This window comes from Ruminococcus champanellensis 18P13 = JCM 17042 (assembly GCF_000210095.1).
GTDB lineage: Bacteria > Bacillota > Clostridia > Oscillospirales > Ruminococcaceae > Ruminococcus_F > Ruminococcus_F champanellensis.
In genome coordinates this window covers 599,161-619,569 of the sequence record NC_021039.1, presented here as the reverse complement: position 1 = coordinate 619,569, position 20,409 = coordinate 599,161, and the positions used below count along the sequence as shown (strand labels likewise).

Sequence of the window (20,409 nt, the reverse complement as noted above, 5' to 3'; positions counted from 1 at the left end):
TGCAGGGCAACATCGCACAAAGCTTGTACAGTGCTGCCCTACTATTGTACCATACTTCCGGAACGGTGGCAAATGGTTTTCAGTCTATCGAATGGATTACACCGGGACTATATCCGAGTACAACAATTGGGCATAGGGCTTGCCCTGTCCATCGCAAAGAGCGATCCAGCAGCCCTCCGCCGTGGTCAGCCGACGAGGACAGATCAGCGCCCCATGCTTTGCCGGGGTCTTGTAGGCGATCCGCACCCGGCGATAGGCATACCCCTCTGGCAGTGCCTCCTCCCCCAGGTCAAAATACCGGGCATTGTTCACATGGTGATACCGGTCGATCATGCTCCGATCCGCCACTCTGTCAGACAGCTGCTCCCAGGGCTGGGACGCATCCGGCAGAATCAGCTTATGGGGCAGATACTCCATTTCATAGGCAGGCTCCAGCCGTACCTGCTCCAGCAAGATCTGGGGAATCCGGGTGCCCCGGGCGGTGGACAAATCCACAAACACCCCGATGCACCAGCTTGCGGCGCATACTTCCCCGGCCGCGTCCAGCAGCAGCGTATTCCGACAGCCGTAAAACCGATTGCAGTCAAAGATCCAGGTTTTCAAGGTCATCTGCTCCCCATAGGCTGGCATCCGGACAATATCAATCTGTCGGGATGCCAGGTACATACCCAGCCCATGCTCTGCAAAATAGGTGTTCAGCGCCTGCTCCGTATCCAGCTGAAAGCCGGAGCAGTCCTGCATCAGATCCACCATGCCGCTGCACCGCAAAAGTCCTGTTTCGTCCACCCGGCTGGCACCCAGCCGATATTCCATGGAAAACATCAGTCCGATTCCTTTCTCTTGCCGCCCCAGATGCCCAGAGCGACCAGTTCAAATTTCAGATTCCGGTCACAGTCCGCCGGTGCCAGGGTCAGTACATGTTCCCCGGATGTATCTCCTCCGGACAGCAGCACCGTCACCGGATTGCCCCAGCCAAACAGGCTGTATCCCCGGAGGGGCACCGGATCGCCCCCATCCAGGGAAGCATAGAAGGTGGCGTAATTGTGGCTGGCATACTGCCGGTACACCAGCAGCACCCCCCGGCAATACAGGGGAAGCTTCCAGGAACCCCCATGGTCAGCGGTATGCAGCAGCATGGGCAGTCCATCCTCCCCGAACCGGTGTTCATAGGGAGATTCCAAAGCATCTAGGAACAGCAGCTCCAGATCCGTCAGAGGCGCATGATACGCACAAGCCGGAGGGAGAGGCTGGGGCGCATCTGCCGGAGCAGAGAGCCATTCGTGCAGTCCGGCAAACAGGCAATCCCCCAGCCATTGATGCCCGGCAGGGTGGGGATGACAACTGTCCGCCGCATAATCCCACCAGGTCAGCTGTCCTCCCCGGATGGCATCCTCCAGGGCGGCAGCGGCATCCACCACCGGCAGACCATAGTGAGCGGCAATCCGGGTCATATGCGCCCGACAGCAGTACCCGTCCTCCATGCCTACCAGCAGCAGGCATACCGCCGGTTTTTCCGGCAACTGCAAAAGCATCCGGATCAGACTTTCAAAGCAGCCGATGCTTTCCGGCGTCTTGGCGTCGTTGATGCCGTACTCCACCACCACTAGCTGTGGACGGCACAGGGACAGCTCCCGGCGGACGCATACCAGACCGTAGTCCGATCCGGTTCCGGCAATGCTGTAATCATACAGATAAAACCGTTTGCCGGGCATGGCACTGCGCAGACGCTGCACCCCATGCAGGGGGAATGGCTCCGGCACATAGGCATTGTCCAGACAACCGGCAGTGACAGAGCCGCCTAAAAATGCGATCCGCACCTGTCCGGCAGAAAACGCCCGGTGCAGCCGTGCATTGTTCCCGGCAAGGGTCAGAGAGGCGGCGCAAAGCCCCGCATAGGCATCCTGCCCCAGCTTTTCCCGGATGGTCACAGGATCCGCCATGTGCCGATCTCCACCAGCCGCTTTAAGGTCAGACAGTAGGCTGCCGCCGCCTTGGACACATAGCTGCTGCGGCGCATCACCAGGCAGATCTGCCGCTGGGCATGGGCAGGCTCCAGGGCGTAGAACACCGGGTGGGCGGCATAATTCCCGAAATGGATCATGGTATCCGGGATCAGGGTCATGCCAAAGCCGGACACCACAAAGGAAAAGGCAGCGTCAATGGTACGCACCCGGAGGGCAGGCTCCGGCAATCCTCCGAATGCTATAAAGGAGCGCTGCATGACCTCCTCGTTGAATTCCTCCTGCTGGGGCAGGATAAAGGGCACATCCCGGAGTCGGGACAGATCCACCGGCTTTGCCCGGAGAAACCGTTCACTGCGGCTGCGGATATCCTCCCAGGACAGCTGCCAGTCCGCCAGTTTTCCATTGACGGGGGCTGCCGCCGGCACTGCCGCATACAACTGCTCCGTGGCAAGTGGCTCCACATCAAAATATTTGGGATCAAAGCTTCCGGTGCTGATAAGCAGGTCGATCTGCCCTGCCCGGAGCATTTCCTTGAGGTTTTCGGAATTGTTGTCCGCAATGGACACCTCCACCCCTGCATGCTCCCGGCAGAACTGGGAAATACTCCGTGCCAGCATATAGCTTGTCCGGAAGGTGGATGCGCCGATCTTCAATGTGCCTGCCCGGAGGTTCTGCATATCTGCGATCCGGTTCGCCAGGTCATCCTGGGCAGCCTTGATCTGCCGGGCGGTGGCAACGTATGCTTCTCCGGCAGCGGTCAGACTGATGGGGGTGGTGCTCCGGTCAAAAATCTCCGTGCCAAGCTGTCGTTCGATGTTGATGATGTATTTGCTCAGTGAGGGCTGGGTGATGTACAGCTTCTGTGCCGCCTTGGAAAAGCTGCGAAGCTGGGCTACCAGCAATACGTATTCGATCTGTTGGGGTGTCATAAGATTCCTCCTATAACCTTTTGGCTATACCTATTATTTTACCACACCTATTTGACCTTTGCAAGGGATTCATGCTAAAATGGGAGAGATACTTTTTACGAATGCACAAGGGGGAAGCAGATTGAACGGAAAAGCATGTTTCCTTGCCCTGATGGGAGGGATTGTATTGATGACCGGATGCAGCACGGACAGCCAGGCAGCGAGCCGCCCGGTACCGCAATTTGATGCCAACACAAAAGTCATAGCCCTGACCTTTGACGATGGCCCCAGCAGCACCACGCCCCTGGTTCTGGACAAGCTGGATCAGTACGGGGTGGTGGCGTCCTTTTTCGTTTGCGGCAACAACGTGGGGGAGCAGACCACCGACACGGTAAAGCGTGCCTACGACATGGGCTGCGAGATCCACAACCACTCCAAATCCCACCGGGATATGACCAAGCTGACGGAAGAGCAGATCCGCAGGGAGATCACGGAAACCTCCCAGCGGGTGGAGGCCATCACCGGGGAGCCAACCCGGTTTTTCCGCCCGCCCTATATTGCGGTGAATGACCTGATGTATGACACAGTGGGCATGCCCTTTATCTGCGGCTACGGCTCCAACGACTGGGACGACAAGGTGGGGGTGCAGGAACGCTCCGACAAGGTGCTGGCGCAGATTCATGACGGCAGCATCATCCTGCTGCACGATGCAGAGGGCAACACCAAAACAGTGGAGGCACTGGATCTGCTGATTCCGGCATTGCAGCAGGATGGATACACCCTGGTGACTGTATCTCAGTTATTTGAGGCAAAGGGCGTCACGCCGGATACCCACGCCATGTATTCCGATGTGACAAAGGATTGACATTCCCTCTTGGATCTATTATAATAGGTACAGCAAAAGAATGGAGGGACATTCCATGAAACACAGAATGCTTCCGGCGACAGCAGGGATCCTGCTGAGCACCGCCCTTTGTACATGCCTGGTGGGATGCGGCAAGGGCAACAGCAGCAGCCTGCCGGATGCGCCGATCACCACGGCAGTTTCCGCCGTGACAAATGCAGCAGTGTCCACTGCTGTCGGCACCACCCAGCCGGACAAGCCGTCCGATGCAACCGTCACCACCACCGCCGGAGCGGAGAACGAATTGCCCATCCTTGCTCCGGGTACGGGACAGTCCGGCGAGGAGCTGCCGGTTCTGACGATTCCGGCAGAAACGAACCAGCCGGGCACCACAGCAGTCCCCCGGCAAACGGATGCGCCTACCACGTTCACCATGGTGACCATCCCCAGCACCGGCATCGAGCTGCCCTTTGTGCCCTATGAAGAATAACCTGTTCAGTCCGGGAGAATTCGCCCGGACTGCTTTTTTCTGTGGGTTGCATCCGGCTGAAAAGCATGCTATAATGTAGGCAACACTGTGCAAAGCCGCCAGGCGGACTTTGTGCGGTGTTGCCTGTAGCTTGTCAATGTTCCGCAGGGACATTTCAGCAAAGAGAACCAAAGGAGCGTAGATCCATGCATGCACCCAAGCACAGCTTTACCGAAGGCCTCCGGGACGGACTGCCCATCTTTCTGGGATATGTGTCCGTTGCCTTTGCCTTCGGCATTTCCGCCACCGGACAGGGACTTGCCGTCTGGCAGGTGGTTCTGATCTCCATGACCAACGTGACCTCCGCCGGACAGCTCGCAGGCGTTCCCCTGATCGCCGCAAGCGCACCGCTGACAGAAATCGGGCTGACCCAGCTGATCATCAATCTGCGGTACGCCCTCATGTCCGTTTCCCTGTCCCAGAAGCTGGATCCGGATGTACGGCTGGGGGATCGGTTTGCCATCTCCTTTGTGAATACGGACGAGGTATTTGCCGTCGCCAGCGGCAAGGAGGGAAAGGTGGGGAGAGCTTATCTGTATGGTCTGATCCTGCCCCCCTATGTGGGCTGGGCGGTGGGCACTCTGGTGGGGGCAGTTGCAGGGAATATCCTGCCGGCATTTCTCATCAGTGCCCTGGGCATTGCCATTTACGGCATGTTCATCGCCATTATCGTGCCCCCCTCCCGGACAAACCACGCCGTTCTGGGGGCAGTGCTGACTGCCGCCGGGCTCAGCTGTCTGATCTACTACACGCCCCTGCCCATTTCCAGCGGCTTTTCCATCATTCTCTGCACCGTTGTGACCAGTGTGATCCTGGCTCTGATCAAGCCATTGCCGGAGGAGGATGAAACGCATGCCTGATACATCCCGTTTTCTGCTGTGCCTGCTGGTAATGGCAGGCGTCACCTACTTGATCCGGATGCTGCCTCTGGTTTTTTTTCGACAACCCATCCGGAACCGGTTCGCCCGTTCCTTCCTCCACTATGTGCCCTATGCGGCGCTGAGTGCCATGACCTTCCCGGCAATCTTCTATGCCACCTCCAGCCCCCTTTCCGCAGCAGCCGGTCTGCTGGCGGCGCTGTTGCTGGCGTACCGCTCCTGTAGTCTGATCTCCGTTGCCGCCGGCGCATGCGGTACGGTACTGCTGTGCGAATGGGCAGTACACCTGCTTTCTTAAGGCAGCACACCATACAAAAACAGGGCATCGGTTGAAGCCGGTGCCCTGTTTCCGCTTATAGGAGGAGGTTATTGCTGATTGTAGGTGACCCACTGATACCGGGCGGTCAGCGGCGTGTTCCCGTTGAAGGGCTTCAGCCAGTCATCCACCCCGATGCCGGGCCATACATTCATCATGATCTTGCCGGCGGTGGTGGGCATATTGCCGTAAGCGGTGTATACCGCCTTACCGTCCACATACCAGGTGATATGATCCGCCTGCCAGTCAAAGCCGTAGGTGTGGAAGCCCTCGGAGGCATCAAAGCCCAGATCGTACATATACTCGTGATTGCCCACCCCGTTGGTGTAATAGTTGAACTGCACCTTGGTGGTATCCTTTCCGAGCACCTCAATGTCGATCTCGTCCCAGGGGTTATTCTCTGACGGACCAGTATAAGTAAAGAAGGAGGAAACCACCCCGTCGTTCTTGATTGCCTGCATGGAGGTTTCGTAGTAGCCGTACTTGTAGTAGCCGTTGGTACGGTACTCTGCCCCGGAGTAAGCATACTTGCCGGAATGATCCTTATCAATGGTAAGGTTCAGCACACCTCCGTTAAAGGAGGTGTTTTCCTTGTACCAGCCGCAGTTAAAGCAGCTGCCATTCGTCCAGCCGTCGGACGCAAAAAATTCCGCATTTGCGCCCTTCCGGAAATCCGCCTGCATAGTCGCATTCTGATTCATAGGTGTACCATAGTCCTGGATCCCACTGGGATTCCGAGTAGTCTGTATAGCGTCAACGGTTGTGTGCGTGGTGGGTGCTGTGGTCTGGGGCGGCGCAGTGGTGACTGCGGGCTCGCCGGAGAATGCCTTGATTTTTCCAAGCAGATACTGCTGCATCACAACGATATCTGCAACAGTAACCTTGCCATCCTGGTTTACGTCTGCTGCCTGCTCTGCGGACTGGTTGTCAAAGCCAGTGGTCAAGCCCCGTCTTGCCAGTACCAGATCGAAGGCGTTGATGGTCTTGTCGTTGTTCACATCCCCAAGCAGATACTTTTCCACTACGGGTGTGCTGCCACCTTCCCCGGTGAGTGCCACCAGGTAGGTCAGAGGAGAGTTCCAGTAAATTGTGACCTCGTTGGTGGAGTAGCTTTCCGCATTGTCCACATACCGCTTTGCGGCGGGAAGATCCTGGCAATATGCCTTCGCTGCGGAATCCTCCAGATTCTGGTTGACGCCGCCTACCAGCATGCCGGGCATAGCCTTGCCAATTGCCATAGAGGGTCTGTGGTGGGGATTTTCCGGAGAAACAGTACCATAGCCCGTGAAGAAGCACTCGCCCACCGGATTCACACCCAGCAGGTAATCCAGCTGTGCATTGGCAGCATTCAGATAGGAAGCCTGATCGGTCAGCTGATATGCAAGACCCAGAATGATGCCGGCGTTTGCAACGGTCATGTTGCTGCCCCAATCATATTTGGTCAGTGCTACGCCGTACGGAGAACTGCCGGACTTGGAAAGCAGCTGATCCGCCTGTGTCAGCACTACGTTCTTTGCCTTGGTATAGGCAGAGGTGGACTTGCTGATGGAGTCCGAGGTCAGCAGGGCAATATTGCCGTAGTCCCCCACGGTCGCCCAGTCCATGCCGGTGCATACAACCATGCTGTTCAAAGCAGATTCGTACTTGCTGCTGCCGGTTGCCCGATACAGCTGTGCTGCCGCCCAGTATCTTTCGTCCCGGTCGGACTTGTCACCGTATTCACCGGTGGAAATATCAGAGGGATTGGAAAAGTTGAGGTTGGGATTCTGCTCCAGGTAGCTCCATGCCTGCTCCGCACGGCTCAGGCAGTCCTTTGCAAAGTTGCTGTCCACATCCTTATAAAATTCATACGCCAGCGCCATGGATGCGCAGAAGTCAGCAGTTGCAGTGGAGGAAACCGGTGTAACGATCAAGGGAGCGGTCTCCTTTTCCGGTGCCACATAGCCCGGGAAGTTTTCACAGGTCACCTTGTGATAAACAGCGCCGTCCTGCCGCTGCATTTTCTGCATCCACTCCAGCTCATAGCGAACCTCATCCAGAATATCCGGAACCCCGTTGCCGCTTTCCGGAATGCCGCTTGCGTCTCCATACAGCTCCGGATTCTGCTGGTATGCATACAGCAGATCTGCTACTGCCTTTGCCGCCGGTACAATGTATCTGCCATAGTCCCCGGCATCGTGCCAGCCGCCGGAAACATCGATCTGCTGATTGGTGCCATAAATGGTCGCCATGGTGCTGTGGCATGCCGGGTGACCAAAGGTGCTGTCCTGAACCGCAGTGCCGCAGCGCTGCAAATAGAGCATCTTCACGCTGTCATCCAGCAGGCTGCCGTAAACATCGTCCCCGATCTCAAAGGTGTAGGAGGGATCCAGGCTGCCGCAGGTGATGTAGTACTTGCCCGGGGTGGTGACCTGAGAAAAATCACCCACCCGGTTGGTTTCGTTGGCAGAGCTGTTGGTCTTGTCCCCGGACAGCCGCCCGGTGTAAACAGTCTGCTTGGTGACAGCGTTCACAACGGAAAATTCGCTGGCACTGCCCATATTGCGAAATACTGCCGTTTTCTGGCTGTCGCAGCGATAGCCAACCTGGTTGGTCACAATGGGAGGCTCGTAGGGTCTGGATGCGGAGTAGTCCACCTGGCTGTCGTCGATCAGCTCCAGGGACACGTTATCCAGGTAAATGGTATGCTCCGGCAGAGCACCATCCGCTTCCTGAATCCCGCAGTTGAATACAAGCTTGGACATGATGTCGGTATCCTGCTCCATGGTGAAGGTATAGTTCACACTCTGGGGAGAATTGGTCAGATTCAGCCCCTTCCAGGTATATGCCTGGTAGGTGCCGCCGTTCTGCTGGATCATGCATTCTACAAACCGGTTGGTGCTGCAGGAAATGTCATACTTGAGCCGATACACCCCGTTCTTGTACAAAGGAATGATGTCGTAGAATACCTGAACCGCATAATTCACCTTGCCTACGTTGCTGATTTTCAGCGCCAGTCTGCCGTTTTCCGTGGACAGAGAGCAGGCACCGCCGCTTTCCTTGTAGGTACCCCAGCCGGAAGTACCGGACTCAAAAGTCGAATTGGTAATGATGTTGCCTGCTGCCAGAGTGGTCATAGTGGGCAGTGCAGGCAGTGCGGATACCAGCACTGAGCACGCCGCCGCAGCTGCTGCCAGCCTGCGAATCGCAGATTTCTTCATGGTGATGTTCCCCCTCTTTTTTGTCGCCGGGAGTCCCGGCGTTCTTGCCGCATCCGGCAAGCGGTATGTGGAAGCATACCGATTCGTTCATTTTCTTTTTTAATCATAGTGTATCTGCACAAATTTTTCTATAACTTTCACGATAAAAATAGCAAAATCTTGACCAAAACGAAACAGGCCGCTGCAATTCAGCGACCTGCAAAATCCGGAATGTTGTATTGCTTTTTGTACTGCTTTGGAGTGGTGCCCATGTACTTCCGGAACACCTTGATGAAATAGCTCTGGGAGCTGAACGCCAGCAGCGTGCTGATCTGGGTATCGCTGTATTCCGTATACAGCAGCAGAGCAGCTGCCTCCTCGATCTTCTGCTTGTTCACAAAGTCGCTGAAGGTCATGCCGGTTTCCTTTTTGAACAGCCGGGACAGATACGCCGGACTGATGTCCAGATGCTTTGCAGTATCCTCCAGCAGGATCCGGCTGTGCAGGTGGGTGATGATGTAATCCACCCCATGGACGATCTGCCGGGAGTAGGCTCCGTTCAGCTTGATGCGGCGCATTTTCCCGGTGTAATCCTCGATCATTTCCAGGTGCACCCGGCGGATCTCCGCCTCTGTCCGGCACTTGTCAGTTTTCATGATGTAAAAATCACTGAGAGTGTAGGATTCCTCCGGGGGCATGCCCCCTTTGATGCAATACCGGGCGATCAGTGCAGCCAGCACCACCATGTGATACCGGAGGTTCCGGAGGGGATCCTCGCTGAGCACCCCGCAGCCCTCACAGCACAGGGGCTTCATAAATACTCGCACCAGCTTCATATTCCCGGAGCAGATGCTTTCGTAAAAGGCGATCTCCCGGTCAAAGGAGGCGTGAGCAAAGCTCTCCTCCCGTTGGGAGAACAAATGCTCCGCAATCTTTTTCTCCGTGTCCTGCTGCATGCCCACACCCCCTTGCCTTTATCTCTGCTGTGTCCAGAAGCGGCGGAATATCGAACGGAGCAGCCAGTACAGTCCCAGGATCAGTCCGTACAGCAGCGGCTCGTACCGCACATCCAACCAGCACCCTGTTGCCTGCTGTATCAGAAACACCCCTGCCAAAATGACCAGCAGGATCGCCGTCTCAATCCACGCCTGTTTTGCTTTCCACTTTTTCATGTTCATGCTCCTGCAATCGGCGGACGGAATTTTTGATGATCAGTTTGCCGGGAATGATCCGCTTCCCCTCGCTGTAATCCGGATGTTCCAGCTTTTTGAAGATGATATCCACCGTTGCCTGAGCCATGATCTCCAGGTTCACCTCCACTGTGGTGATGGAGGGTACGCACATATCCGACACCATGTAGTTGTCATAGCCCACCACGGACACATCCTCCGGCACCCGGTAGCCGGATTCCTTCAGCGCAGAGATCACCCGGAAGGCAGTCTCGTCGCAATTGCACACAAGGGCAGTGGGCATATCCGGCGGAAAGACCAGATCCGTAATCAAAGGGCCGTTCGGCTCCCGGTCTGCCAGAGTCCAGTCCTTCCGGTAGGGGATCCCGTGCTCCATCAGCGCCTTGATGTAGCCCATGAACCGGTCGTGGATGCTGCTTGTCTCGGTTACATTGCCCATAAAGCCAATGCGCCGGTGTCCCATGCTGATCAGATAATCCGTCAGCAGATAGCCCCCATAGTAGCTGTCGGACACAATGCTGTCCACATGGTAATGTTCATCGTAAAAATCCAGGAACACCACCGGCAGACCCACCTGGAGGATCATATCCAGATAGTCGTGACCGATCTGCCCCAGCATGATGAGGGCATTGACCTTATGACTGGTAACCAGCTCCGGCGGCAGGCAGTTTTTCTCCTGCCGCATGGAGACGCTTTCGCACAGCACATTGGTGCTGCGCTTGAGCAGCCGGGTCACCCGCTGGGTCAGTTCCCAGTAGAAGGTTCCCTTATCGCCGCAGAAGCGCTCCGCAGTCAGGATCCCCACCGTAAGGAACCGGCGGGCAGGCTTGTCCCCGGTTTCCTGCTTTTGCCGGGGTCGCCGTGCCACGGAGGGACGGTAGCCCAGTTCCACTGCCTTGGCTTTGATGGCTGCACAAAGCTCCGGACTGACACCGCCCCGATCCCCCAGTGCATTGGAAACTGTGACTACGCTGACCGAGAACTCCTTAGCAATATCCGACATTTTCACGCCGTACTTCATGGCACTTCCTCCTGTCCGCCGTCCCGAAACGACGTGTATTTGATACCTATTTATATTATATCACATCCAGAGAAAACTGTATCTTGCCAGAGTGTAAATTAAACATGTACGTTGGGTGAATAAATATAACAAATAAATCATCTTTTCATTATTCCCTGCATTCAGGATACAAGGAAAATTGAAAAACATATATTTTTTCTGTATTTCCTATTTACTTTTGCGCTTTCATGTGATAAAATGAAAGGTAACTTATGAAGCGACCAGAAAGGACGGATCATTATGACCATTACAGATATATTGGAACGCAATGCCATTCTGTACGGCAAGGACACAGCCCTGGTGGAGATCAACCCGGATATCCAGGAAGTCCACCGGGTAACCTGGAAGGAGTACGAACTGATCGAGCCGGCACCGGTGTCCTACTACCGGCGGGAGATCACCTGGAGCGTGTTCAACGAAAAGGCAAATCGGTTTGCCAATCTCTTGCTGTCCCGGGGCGTCAAGAAGGGCGACAAAGTGGCGATCCTGCTGATGAACTGCCTGGAGTGGCTGCCCATTTATTTCGGCATTCTCAAGACCGGTGCCCTGGCGGTACCCCTGAACTTCCGCTATGCTTCTGACGAGATCAAGTACTGTGTGGATCTTGCGGAGGTGGATATTCTGGTGTTCGGCCCGGAATTCATCGGCAGAGTGGAGGAAATTGCCCCGGAAATCAGCAAAAAGCGCCTGCTGTTCTACGTGGGGGAAAACTGTCCCTCCTTTGCGGAGCACTATGACCGGCTGGTTGCCAACTGCTCCAGTGCTTCCCCGGATCTGCCCCTGGATCTGACGGATGATGCGGCGATTTACTTCTCCTCCGGTACCACCGGCTTCCCGAAAGCCATCCTGCACAACCACGAAAGCCTGCTGCACGCCTGCAAGGTAGAGCGGGAGCATCACGGGCAGACCCGGGACGATGTGTTCCTGTGCATCCCGCCCCTGTACCACACCGGTGCGAAGATGCACTGGTTCGGCAGCTTTCTGGTAGGCGGCAAGGCAGTCCTGCTGAAGGGTGTAAAGCCGAAATGCATTCTGGAAGCCATTTCCCAGGAACAATGTACCATCGTATGGCTGCTGGTGCCCTGGGCACAGGATATTCTGGACGCCCTGGATCGGGGCGAGCTGAAGCTGGAGGATTACAAGCTGGATCAGTGGCGGCTGATGCACATCGGCGCACAGCCCGTTCCCCCCAGCCTGATCGCCCGGTGGAAGAAATACTTTCCCAACCACCAGTACGACACCAATTATGGGCTGAGCGAGTCCATCGGCCCCGGCTGCGTACACCTGGGCGTGGGTAACATCGACAAGGTAGGCGCCATCGGCAAGGCGGGCTTCGGCTGGGAGGTCAAGATCGTGGACGACAAGGGCAACACGGTACCCCAGGGCACTGTGGGTGAGCTTGCGGTCAAGGGTCCCGGCGTCATGACCTGCTACTACAACGATCCCAAGGCAACGGACGAGGTACTCCGGGACGGCTGGCTCTACACCGGAGACATGGCGCAGGAGGATGCAGACGGCTTTATCTTCCTGGTGGATCGGAAAAAGGACGTGATCATCAGCGGCGGCGAGAATCTGTACCCGGTACAGATCGAGGATTTCCTGCGCAGCAACGACAACATCAAGGACGTGGCAGTCATCGGCCTGCCGGATCAGCGGCTGGGGGAAATCGCAGCAGCCATTGTGGAACTGAAGCCGGATCACCCCTGCACGGAGGCGGAGATCATGGAATTCTGCAATCAGCTGCCCCGGTACAAGCGTCCCCACAAGATCATCTTTGCACAGGTGCCCCGGAATCCCACCGGCAAGATCGAAAAACCCCGGCTGCGGGAAATGTACGGCGGCGCAAGCCTGGTCGCAAAGCAGAATCACAGCTGATTCTGCAAACTGTTTTTTGTTCCAGGCAGCACCATACATGGCATACTGCCTGAATATACCGTTGAAATTTGTGCAGAATGCCGATTGCAGGAACCCGAAAAATTGTGTATGATAAAAAAGCAAGTAAAAAGCCCATGGAGCCACAGCGCATGCTTCATGGAGACTGATGAAAGCTGTTTCTTCCCCTCTCAAGCCGGACAGCATCATGCAAAGCGCCTTTGATAGCTTTCACGATGCGTCCCACGGAAGAACAGCGCTCCTGTACGCTGTCCGTACCGCCGTATGTGCGGCAGGAGAATCGTTACGGCGGAGAAAAGAGGATGTTATGAAATTTACAAAATTTGCCGCTGCCCTTCTGGCATGCACCTTTGTTGGCGCAGCATTCGTAGGCTGCGGTTCTGACAGCAGCGAAGCGCCTGCCACCACAGAAGCAGCCACCACACAGGCTCCCGCAACTACAGTCGCTGCCGATCAGGCTGCTACTCCGGCTGCAACCGCTGCCGCTCCCGTAGAGTTTGAAAAGGCAGTTGTTGCGGAATCCGGCGATGCGATCCTGGCAATGGTGGATGAGCAGTGGTATGTACAGTACTGGGGCAAGGATACCGATCTGCTGACCTATGACGCAGGGGTTGAGAAGATTACCGGTGACGGAGATTACACCGTCAGCGTCAACGCAGGCACCAAGGGCTGTCTGTACGACATTACCGGCGACGCAAACGGCGAATACACCCCTGCCGGCATTTCCTTTGCCGCTGTAAAGGTATTTGACGGCACCACCCTGTTCCCGGATATGTCCATCGACATCACCTCCATCAAGGTTGACGGCAAGGAAATCACGATGACCGCAAAGAACTATACCTCCTCTGACGATGGCAAGGAAATGCGTGCAAACATCTGCAACACCTTTGTAAACAGCCTGCCGGAGGATGCACACAATGCGGACGGCGTCATCGCTGCTGACAACAAGGACTATGCTCCGGTCATCATCGATACCAAGGACTTCAAGTCCTGGACCACAGTTGAGGTCAACTTCACCGTAAGCGGCACCGGCAAGACCAAGGAGGATGCCGGCACAGCTGACGATTCCAGCAAGGCGGAGGATGCAAGCAAGGCAGATACTTCTGCTGACTCCAGCAAGGCTGAATAAGCGCCCATGAAATATACGCCGCCGGTACAGCGATATCGGCGGCGTTTTTCTGTGTATGCAAAGAATCCGGCACAGGATCTCTCCCGTGCCGGATCTTTTACTGGTTGTGCAGAGAAAGGATCTCGCCCATCTTGGTCTTGGCAAGATAGCTCTGACCCTCCCGCATGTGCTCGTACACCCGGTGACTGCAGGAAAACTTGCGGTTGAAAGCGCCGCATTTGCAGACTACCGTGTAGTGTACCACAGTGCCGCCATGCTTCTGGCGGCGGTTCTTTGTGGTATACTTGGATTTGACCAGCACTGTCTGCTTGTGCTCCCTGCCCAGGTACAGCACCACGCCGTAAGCGATAAAGCTGCCCACAAACAGCACCAGGATCACAATGCCGATGATCGCCGTTGCATTCATAGCATCCTACACCTTTCGTCAGAATGATTGCTTTTATTGTATCACTTTTTCGGAAAAAAGTCAAATCCCGTTGGCTTGACAATTTGCCGTTTCTGGAGTAGACTTATAATCATAACACCACAGCGGCACGCTTCTGCACTGCCGGGAAAGGATTTTATATGCTTTGTAGAAACTGCGGCACAGACAATGAACCCGGTGCAGCCTTTTGCCACGGCTGCGGTGCGCCCATGCAGCAAATGCCTCCCATGCAGCACTGTCCCGGCTGCGGACAGGAGATCCCTTCCGGGCTGGCCTTTTGCCCCAACTGCGGAATGCCTCAAGGGCAGAGAATGCCCAACGTAAATGAACAAGCTCCACTCCGGCAACCCCCTCTGCCGCCGCCCATGGGTCAGATTCCACCCATGCAGCAGGCACCTCCCCCGGGCATGTACAATCCCTGGCAGCAGCCCATACTGCCGGAAAGCAACGGCAAGGCGGTGGCAGGCATGGTGCTGGGCATCCTCAGTCTCATGGCGTGGATCCTGCCCCTGGTGGGATACCCCATCTCCATCACCGGCCTGGTGCTGAGCATCAAGGGAAAGCAGGAGACCCGGGGCGGCATCGCCAAAGCCGGGTTCGTCATGTCCATCATCGGTCTGAGCCTGACCGCCTGCAGCTCCCTGTTGGGAATCCTCCTTCGATAAAGCATCACCTGCACAGGGCATTCCACTGCTTTGTGCAGGTTTTGTTATAAGCGGATACAATCGCATATAAAATAATCATAAAATTGCATTGCCACAGTTTAAAAAATATGTTATTATATACATATTCTGTTGCTTTGTGCAGAGAGCAACGATGAAAACAGGCAGCTTCTCGGAAGTACGCTTGAAACAGGGGGAAATTGAATATGAACGTTTCGCACAAGAGCCACCGGCGTCGTGCCGGACTGATGGCGCTGTGCATGCTGGCAACCTGCGGCGCAATGCTGCCGGAAAACAGCGTGCAGCAAACCGTTTCTGCGGACAGCTTCGGGCTGTACGGAGATCTGGACGGCAACGGCATGGTCAACGCCATGGACCTGCAACTGCTGAAATCCTATGTACTGGGCAATATCACCAGTTTTCCTGCAGGCGATGCCTCCTTCGGGGATCTGACAGGAGACGGGCAGGTGAACAAGGCGGATGTACAGATCCTGCAGGATTATCTGATGAGCCGGTGCAACGGCTTTATCCAGCAGGGTACCGTATATGACAACATCTATTTTGCAAAGCATGCGGTGCTGGAGCTTGCCGCAACGGAAACCACCAACGCCGGTTCCCTTACCGGTACCTACGTCAACGTGGACAATGTGCAGGGCAGCGCTGTCACCTGGACGGTGCAAGCACCTGTGGAGGGAAATTACCGGGTTGATCTGCGTTTTGCCAACGGCAGCGGCGCAGTTCGTCCCATGGCACTGCAATGCAGCAATGGTTCTGACACCTGGACTCTGTCCTTTGCCGCTACCAGCGGCTGGACGGACTGGCAGACCTACAGCTTGGTGCTGAAGCTGAACGCCGGAGCGAATACGCTTCGTGTGACATCCACCCAGGACGCAGGCGGGCCCAATCTGGACTACCTGCGGCTGACCCGGACGGATGCAGAAGCGACTGCGCCGGATGCTGTGGATCCGCCGGTAACAGAGGAAGTAACGCTGGCGGATATGCCGGCAGAATACACCACTGCCATGGAGTGGATCTGGACCAACCGGATCCAGGACGAGCAGTCCACCGCACGACGGAACACCATCTTTGACCAGATCGTGGGAGGGAACGGCTCCATCAACTATGTGATCCGTTGGCAGTCCTACAAGCACATTACCCTGGAGCAACGGCAGAAGCTGGAGCAGCTGCTGGAGGATGCCATCAATGGCTGGACGGATTACCTGGTTGGCTATGAAGGCTGGAAGTACCAGCATGTGGACGTAAAGATCGTAGGCTGGGCAGTACTGGACAAAAGCTGCCTGGAGGATCTGCAGCCGGACGAGATCGTCTACGACAATCTGTTGGAGCCCTATGACAGCTCCGGGGACACCTCCAACGGGGTGGAGACCATTCCGAATCTGCTGCCCAGTGCGCCGGATGAGCTGTCCCGGTTCTATCACTTCTCCAACAACATCGGCTTCGATTATCCGGGCGGACTGGATAAGCGGTTTGATATGTACCTGTGGGCAACCCAGGGTTTCCCCTCCATCGGGGGCTGCGGCGGCGACTGGGGACAGCGCCTGTCCGATGATGCCTATCTGAACATTATCAACTCCGGCTTCGGCATTCACGTGCTGGAGCATGAGCTGGGACACGGCTTCGGTCTCACGGACTTCTACGGAGGCGAAGGCGAAAAGGGCGGCTTTCCGCCCGGAGGATTCCCCGGCGGCGAGAACTCTTTGATGATGGCAGGTTCCGCAAGCAAGATCACCGACTTTGACAGCTGGATGCTCCGGTACGTTTGGAGCAAGATCAAGGACGAAAGCGGCAGATTCTCGTAACAGGATCCAAGCCCGGATGCAGGAAATCTGTGTCCGGGCTTTTCTGTGTCCAGACATGATTTTCAGAGGCAGCACCGCAATATATTCCGGAAAAACTGCAACAAGCACCTAGACACATCCAACAAAACATGCTATACTATTTAGTGTATTTTTAAGCATAAATACATGATGCATAATCTATGATGAGGGGGATTTTTATGCTGAAAAAACTATGGGCATACCTGAGCGCTGCTGCCGTCAGCGTGGCAATGCTGGGTTCCATGTCCGCAAACGCCGCTTATGTGAAGGCAAACGACTACACCCGGAACCTGTCCGTAACGGATGTAACCGCAGTGCAGGACTATCTGACCGCAAAGTGCGATACGGTCAATTCTCTGGCAGATCTGAACCAGGACGAAGTCATTGATGCCATGGATCTGGCGCTGCACAAGCGGATTCTGCTGGGAAACCTGGAGCTTCTGGAGCCGCCCACACAGATGCGGGATCTGACCGCAAGCCAGCTGCTGGACGAGATCACCATTGGCTGGAACCTGGGCAACACCCTGGACGCTACCACAACCTCCTGGCTGCCCAATCCCACACCGGCACAGTCGGAAACCGCCTGGGGCTGTCCCATGACCACCAAGGCAATGATCGACAAGGTGAAGGAAGGCGGCTTTAACACTGTCCGTGTTCCAGTTAGCTGGATCGACCATACCGGCAGTGCACCGGAGTACCAGATCGACGAGGCTTGGATGAACCGGGTACAGGAAGTGGTCAACTATGTGATCGACAATGACATGTACTGCATTCTCAACATTCACCACGAAAACGATTGGCTGATTCCCACCAACGCCCAGAAGGACAGCGTCAACGCCCGGCTGGATGCCATCTGGACCCAGATCGCCACCCGGTTCGGCAGCTACGATGAGCATCTGATTTTCGAGGGCATGAACGAGCCTCGGCTTGTGGGAGATCCCAACGAGTGGAACGGCGGCAACCAGGAAGCACGACAGGTCATCAACAGCTACAACCAGACCTTTGTGAACACCGTCCGGGCAACTGGCGGCAACAATGCCATTCGCTGTCTGATGGTACCCACCTATGCGGCATCCTGCTCCTCCACAACGGTGAATGACTTCGTGCTGCCCACGGATACGGTTGCCAACAAGCTGATCGTGGACATCCACAGCTACTCGCCCTATAACTTTGCACTGAATACCAGCGGCACCTCCAGCTTCACCCAGTCTGACATCAGTCAGCTCCAGTGGACCCTCCAGGAGATCTACAACTCCTTCGGCGCAAAGGGCATTCCGGTCATCATCGGAGAATTCGGCGCTCTGAACAAAAACAACATCAATGGCCGGGTACTCTGGGGGGAGAATTATCTCCGCATCGCCAAGAGCTACAACATCCGTTGCATCTGGTGGGATAACAACGCCTTCGACACCAGCGGCGAGAATTTCGGACTGCTGAACCGAGGAACTCTGACCTGGCAGTATCCGGAGCTGCTGGAGGCCATGATGAAGGGATTAAACAGTTAAGGCAACACCGCACAAAACACGCCTGGCGGCTTTGCCTGAAAAGCCATGCCAACCGATATCAAAGAGGGAAGCCAATCGGCTTCCCTTTTTTCTGTATGACACAAGCATCCCGGCGAGTTGCCGGACTTGTCCGCTTTCCTCCCCTTTGCCGAAAAAGGATGGAAAAGCAATCAACCGACTGTACAAATCAGCGAAAAAAAAATTCCCCTGCCTGTTTTTTCTTGTTTTTTCCGAAAAACGTGATACACTAAGAGTAGAAATAAAACCGTTACGGAGAAAGCATACAGACTTTTAGCCAGGGGGGAGCACATGGCGAAAAGCAGAATGGAATTTACAAAGAATCAGACGGAGTGGATCGTTCTGACCCTGCTGGCGCTGCTGTTGCTGCTGTTCCAGCTGATTACCTCCCGCCTTACACGGTACGGCGGAACCTTTGCCATTGGTGAAACGGAGTTAGAATACGGCAGGCTTTGCAGCATCTTCAATGTGCTGCAAATCTTCACCGGCATGCTGATGGTCATCAACACCAAGCGCAAGGGCTGGATCTGCATGTCCATTCTCTCGATTTTGAATCTGATAATGGTAATCTCCACCGTATTTGTTCAGCAGCAGGTCAACAATCTGCCCGGAGTCGCTATGCAGGCGCTGAATCTCATCATTTGCAGCACCATTTATTTTTATGTACGCAAATGTGACATCAACGCCGCCAGGCTGGATGAAGTCGCCAATACGGACGAGCTGACCGGGCTGCCCAACCGGCGTTCCCTGCTGCGGCATGTAAACAGGCGAATCAGCAAGGGAACGCCCTTTGCCTTTGTGCTGCTGGACCTGGACAACTTCAAATCCATCAACGACACCGCCGGTCACGAATACGGAGATGAGATCCTACAGCAGATTGCCCAGCGCTGGAAGGAGCAGGTGCAGAATAAAAACGCCTTTTTTGCCCGGCTGGGCGGAGATGAGTTCGTGCTGATCACGGACTACAACGGGGATCTGGGAAAGCTGGAGCAGATGCTCCACGAAGCCATCAACCGTGCACCCTCGGATAAGCGCACCCGGTTCTCGGTGCGGGACAGCTCCTTTTTCATCACTGCCAGCATGGGGATATCCCTGTTCCCGGAGCATGCGGACAACGTTTCCACCTTGATGAGCTATGCGGATATTGCCATGTACCAGGCAAAGGCACGGGGCAGACAAGGTCTGTGCATGTTCCGGCAGGAAATGGACTCCGCACTGACCGACAATCTGCAAATAGAGCAGATGCTCCGGGATGCATTGCAGGAAAACCGCTTCTTTCTGGCGTTCCAGCCCCAGTACCACATTTCCGATCACAGCCTGCGGGGCTTTGAGACCCTTGTCCGGATGCGGGATGCAAAGGGCAATCAGGTCAGTCCGGGGCGATTTATCCCGGTGGCGGAGGCAAGCGCTCTGATGATTCAATTGGATCAGTGGATCATGGGGAACGCCCTTACCTGCATGCAGCCCGTTGTGGCACAGCACCCGGATATAATCCTGTCTGTGAATGTTTCTGCCCGGAACCTGCTGCATGGAGATTTCTCCACCTATGTGCAGAATCTGCTGCGCAGCACCGGCTTTCCGGCAAGAAATCTGGAGCTTGAGGTGACGGAATCCTTGTTCATCTCCTCTCTGGAGCATGCAAGCAAGATTCTGAACCGGCTGCGTGATATTGGGATCCGCATCGCTCTGGACGATTTCGGCACCGGCTACGCTTCCCTCAGCTATCTGAACCGGCTGCCCATTGATCTGCTGAAAATCGACAAATCCTTCATCGACCAGATCAACAGCGACACAAACGGCAATGCCTTTGTCAAGGCCATCATCACTATGGGGCATGTGCTGGGCTGTGAGGTCATTTCCGAAGGGGTGGAATCCGACAGCCAACTGGACGTGCTGAAGGGCTACGCCTGTGATCTGCTCCAGGGCTTTCTGTGGGGCAAACCCCTTTCCTTTGAGGAGGCAAAGCAATTGGCTCAAAAGGAGCCCATTCCATCATAAAAGCAAGCCCCGTTCCGGATGCATACCATCCAGGACGGGGCTTTTTCGGCAGCACAAAACCGTCTGGCGTACTT

Annotated in this window: 18 protein-coding genes; 10 read left to right on the top strand and 8 right to left on the bottom strand. The window is 55.5% G+C overall.

What is annotated here, in order from left to right:
• Positions 1-96: 96 nt before the first annotated feature.
• From RUM_RS02745 to RUM_RS02735, 3 genes are read right to left on the bottom strand one after another with little or no spacing between them, the layout of a single operon-like run.
• Positions 97-822, bottom strand: a complete 726-nt coding sequence (locus tag RUM_RS02745) for an acyl-[acyl-carrier-protein] thioesterase (RefSeq protein WP_015557695.1) — start codon at positions 820-822, stop codon at positions 97-99.
• Complete coding sequence (locus tag RUM_RS02740; RefSeq protein WP_015557694.1) at positions 822-1,940, bottom strand: SGNH/GDSL hydrolase family protein; 1,119 nt, start codon at positions 1,938-1,940, stop codon at positions 822-824. Before RUM_RS02740 ends, RUM_RS02745 begins: the two co-directional genes overlap by 1 nt.
• On the bottom strand, positions 1,925-2,893 hold the full coding sequence (locus RUM_RS02735) for a LysR family transcriptional regulator (protein ID WP_015557693.1): 969 nt from the start codon (positions 2,891-2,893) through the stop codon (positions 1,925-1,927). Before RUM_RS02735 ends, RUM_RS02740 begins: the two co-directional genes overlap by 16 nt.
• A 121-nt stretch (positions 2,894-3,014) precedes the next feature.
• Here RUM_RS02735 and RUM_RS02730 point away from each other — a divergent pair, with 121 nt between their 5' ends.
• The 4 genes from RUM_RS02730 to RUM_RS02715 all read left to right on the top strand — a co-directional run bounded on the left by RUM_RS02730 (position 3,015) and on the right by RUM_RS02715 (position 5,421).
• Positions 3,015-3,737 (top strand): polysaccharide deacetylase family protein, encoded by a 723-nt coding sequence (locus RUM_RS02730; protein ID WP_157864590.1) that lies wholly within the window; start codon positions 3,015-3,017, stop codon positions 3,735-3,737.
• Between the two features lie 55 nt (positions 3,738-3,792).
• Entirely contained in the window at positions 3,793-4,206 is a 414-nt protein-coding gene (locus RUM_RS02725; protein WP_015557692.1) for a hypothetical protein, read from the top strand.
• 185 nt (positions 4,207-4,391) lie between these two features.
• Positions 4,392-5,105 (top strand): AzlC family ABC transporter permease, encoded by a 714-nt coding sequence (locus tag RUM_RS02720; RefSeq protein ID WP_015557691.1) that lies wholly within the window; start codon positions 4,392-4,394, stop codon positions 5,103-5,105.
• Positions 5,098-5,421 (top strand): AzlD domain-containing protein, encoded by a 324-nt coding sequence (locus tag RUM_RS02715; protein WP_015557690.1) that lies wholly within the window; start codon positions 5,098-5,100, stop codon positions 5,419-5,421. Before RUM_RS02720 ends, RUM_RS02715 begins: the two co-directional genes overlap by 8 nt.
• 68 nt (positions 5,422-5,489) lie before the next feature.
• On the opposite strand, the gene bglS is transcribed toward RUM_RS02715, so the two are convergent.
• The 4 genes from bglS to RUM_RS02695 form a co-directional block, all read right to left on the bottom strand.
• The gene (gene bglS, locus RUM_RS02710) at positions 5,490-8,639 is read right to left on the bottom strand and encodes a beta-glucanase (RefSeq protein ID WP_015557689.1); all 3,150 of its coding nucleotides are present in this window, start codon (positions 8,637-8,639) and stop codon (positions 5,490-5,492) included.
• Positions 8,640-8,827: 188 nt separating this feature from the next.
• Positions 8,828-9,574, bottom strand: a complete 747-nt coding sequence (locus tag RUM_RS02705) for a helix-turn-helix transcriptional regulator (RefSeq protein ID WP_015557688.1) — start codon at positions 9,572-9,574, stop codon at positions 8,828-8,830.
• 18 nt (positions 9,575-9,592) lie between these two features.
• Positions 9,593-9,790 carry a hypothetical protein gene (locus tag RUM_RS02700; protein WP_015557687.1) on the bottom strand — a complete coding sequence of 66 codons (198 nt, stop codon included), beginning with the start codon at positions 9,788-9,790 and terminating at the stop codon, positions 9,593-9,595.
• Positions 9,756-10,829, bottom strand: a complete 1,074-nt coding sequence (locus RUM_RS02695) for a LacI family DNA-binding transcriptional regulator (RefSeq protein ID WP_015557686.1) — start codon at positions 10,827-10,829, stop codon at positions 9,756-9,758. Before RUM_RS02695 ends, RUM_RS02700 begins: the two co-directional genes overlap by 35 nt.
• 279 nt (positions 10,830-11,108) lie before the next feature.
• Between RUM_RS02695 and RUM_RS02690 the strand changes: the two genes are divergently transcribed.
• Together RUM_RS02690 and RUM_RS02685 are read left to right on the top strand one after the other, a co-directional pair.
• Positions 11,109-12,743, top strand: a complete 1,635-nt coding sequence (locus tag RUM_RS02690) for a class I adenylate-forming enzyme family protein (RefSeq protein WP_015557685.1) — start codon at positions 11,109-11,111, stop codon at positions 12,741-12,743.
• A 325-nt stretch (positions 12,744-13,068) separates the two neighbouring features.
• Entirely contained in the window at positions 13,069-13,890 is an 822-nt protein-coding gene (locus RUM_RS02685) for a hypothetical protein (RefSeq protein ID WP_015557684.1), read from the top strand.
• Between the two features lie 97 nt (positions 13,891-13,987).
• On the opposite strand, the gene RUM_RS02680 is transcribed toward RUM_RS02685, so the two are convergent.
• Positions 13,988-14,296, bottom strand: a complete 309-nt coding sequence (locus tag RUM_RS02680) for a hypothetical protein (RefSeq protein WP_015557683.1) — start codon at positions 14,294-14,296, stop codon at positions 13,988-13,990.
• 158 nt (positions 14,297-14,454) lie between these two features.
• Here RUM_RS02680 and RUM_RS11915 point away from each other — a divergent pair, with 158 nt between their 5' ends.
• The 4 genes from RUM_RS11915 (at position 14,455) to RUM_RS02660 (ending at position 20,335) form a co-directional block, all read left to right on the top strand.
• Entirely contained in the window at positions 14,455-14,979 is a 525-nt protein-coding gene (locus tag RUM_RS11915; RefSeq protein ID WP_015557682.1) for a double zinc ribbon domain-containing protein, read from the top strand.
• A gap of 203 nt (positions 14,980-15,182) precedes the next feature.
• Positions 15,183-16,796, top strand: a complete 1,614-nt coding sequence (locus RUM_RS11910) for a dockerin type I domain-containing protein (RefSeq protein ID WP_015557681.1) — start codon at positions 15,183-15,185, stop codon at positions 16,794-16,796.
• Between the two features lie 197 nt (positions 16,797-16,993).
• On the top strand, positions 16,994-18,319 hold the full coding sequence (locus RUM_RS02665) for a cellulase family glycosylhydrolase (RefSeq protein ID WP_015557679.1): 1,326 nt from the start codon (positions 16,994-16,996) through the stop codon (positions 18,317-18,319).
• A gap of 309 nt (positions 18,320-18,628) precedes the next feature.
• Positions 18,629-20,335: a putative bifunctional diguanylate cyclase/phosphodiesterase gene (locus RUM_RS02660; protein WP_015557678.1), complete on the top strand. Its 1,707-nt coding sequence runs from the start codon at positions 18,629-18,631 to the stop codon at positions 20,333-20,335.
• The last annotated feature ends 74 nt before the right edge of the window (positions 20,336-20,409 follow it).

What these genes read in the sequence shown, in the direction of transcription:
- RUM_RS02745 (WP_015557695.1), bottom strand. Translation starts at nt 822, where the DNA reads ATGTTTTCCATGGAATATCGGCTGGGTGCCAGCCGGGTGGACGAAACA.
- RUM_RS02740 (WP_015557694.1), bottom strand. Translation starts at nt 1,940, where the DNA reads ATGGCGGATCCTGTGACCATCCGGGAAAAGCTGGGGCAGGATGCCTAT.
- RUM_RS02735 (WP_015557693.1), bottom strand. Translation starts at nt 2,893, where the DNA reads ATGACACCCCAACAGATCGAATACGTATTGCTGGTAGCCCAGCTTCGC.
- RUM_RS02725 (WP_015557692.1), top strand. Translation starts at nt 3,793, where the DNA reads ATGAAACACAGAATGCTTCCGGCGACAGCAGGGATCCTGCTGAGCACC.
- RUM_RS02720 (WP_015557691.1), top strand. Translation starts at nt 4,392, where the DNA reads ATGCATGCACCCAAGCACAGCTTTACCGAAGGCCTCCGGGACGGACTG.
- RUM_RS02715 (WP_015557690.1), top strand. Translation starts at nt 5,098, where the DNA reads ATGCCTGATACATCCCGTTTTCTGCTGTGCCTGCTGGTAATGGCAGGC.
- bglS (WP_015557689.1), bottom strand. Translation starts at nt 8,639, where the DNA reads ATGAAGAAATCTGCGATTCGCAGGCTGGCAGCAGCTGCGGCGGCGTGC.
- RUM_RS02705 (WP_015557688.1), bottom strand. Translation starts at nt 9,574, where the DNA reads ATGCAGCAGGACACGGAGAAAAAGATTGCGGAGCATTTGTTCTCCCAA.
- RUM_RS02700 (WP_015557687.1), bottom strand. Translation starts at nt 9,790, where the DNA reads ATGAAAAAGTGGAAAGCAAAACAGGCGTGGATTGAGACGGCGATCCTG.
- RUM_RS02695 (WP_015557686.1), bottom strand. Translation starts at nt 10,829, where the DNA reads ATGAAGTACGGCGTGAAAATGTCGGATATTGCTAAGGAGTTCTCGGTC.
- RUM_RS02690 (WP_015557685.1), top strand. Translation starts at nt 11,109, where the DNA reads ATGACCATTACAGATATATTGGAACGCAATGCCATTCTGTACGGCAAG.
- RUM_RS02685 (WP_015557684.1), top strand. Translation starts at nt 13,069, where the DNA reads ATGAAATTTACAAAATTTGCCGCTGCCCTTCTGGCATGCACCTTTGTT.
- RUM_RS02680 (WP_015557683.1), bottom strand. Translation starts at nt 14,296, where the DNA reads ATGAATGCAACGGCGATCATCGGCATTGTGATCCTGGTGCTGTTTGTG.
- RUM_RS11915 (WP_015557682.1), top strand. Translation starts at nt 14,455, where the DNA reads ATGCTTTGTAGAAACTGCGGCACAGACAATGAACCCGGTGCAGCCTTT.
- RUM_RS11910 (WP_015557681.1), top strand. Translation starts at nt 15,183, where the DNA reads ATGAACGTTTCGCACAAGAGCCACCGGCGTCGTGCCGGACTGATGGCG.
- RUM_RS02665 (WP_015557679.1), top strand. Translation starts at nt 16,994, where the DNA reads ATGCTGAAAAAACTATGGGCATACCTGAGCGCTGCTGCCGTCAGCGTG.
- RUM_RS02660 (WP_015557678.1), top strand. Translation starts at nt 18,629, where the DNA reads ATGGCGAAAAGCAGAATGGAATTTACAAAGAATCAGACGGAGTGGATC.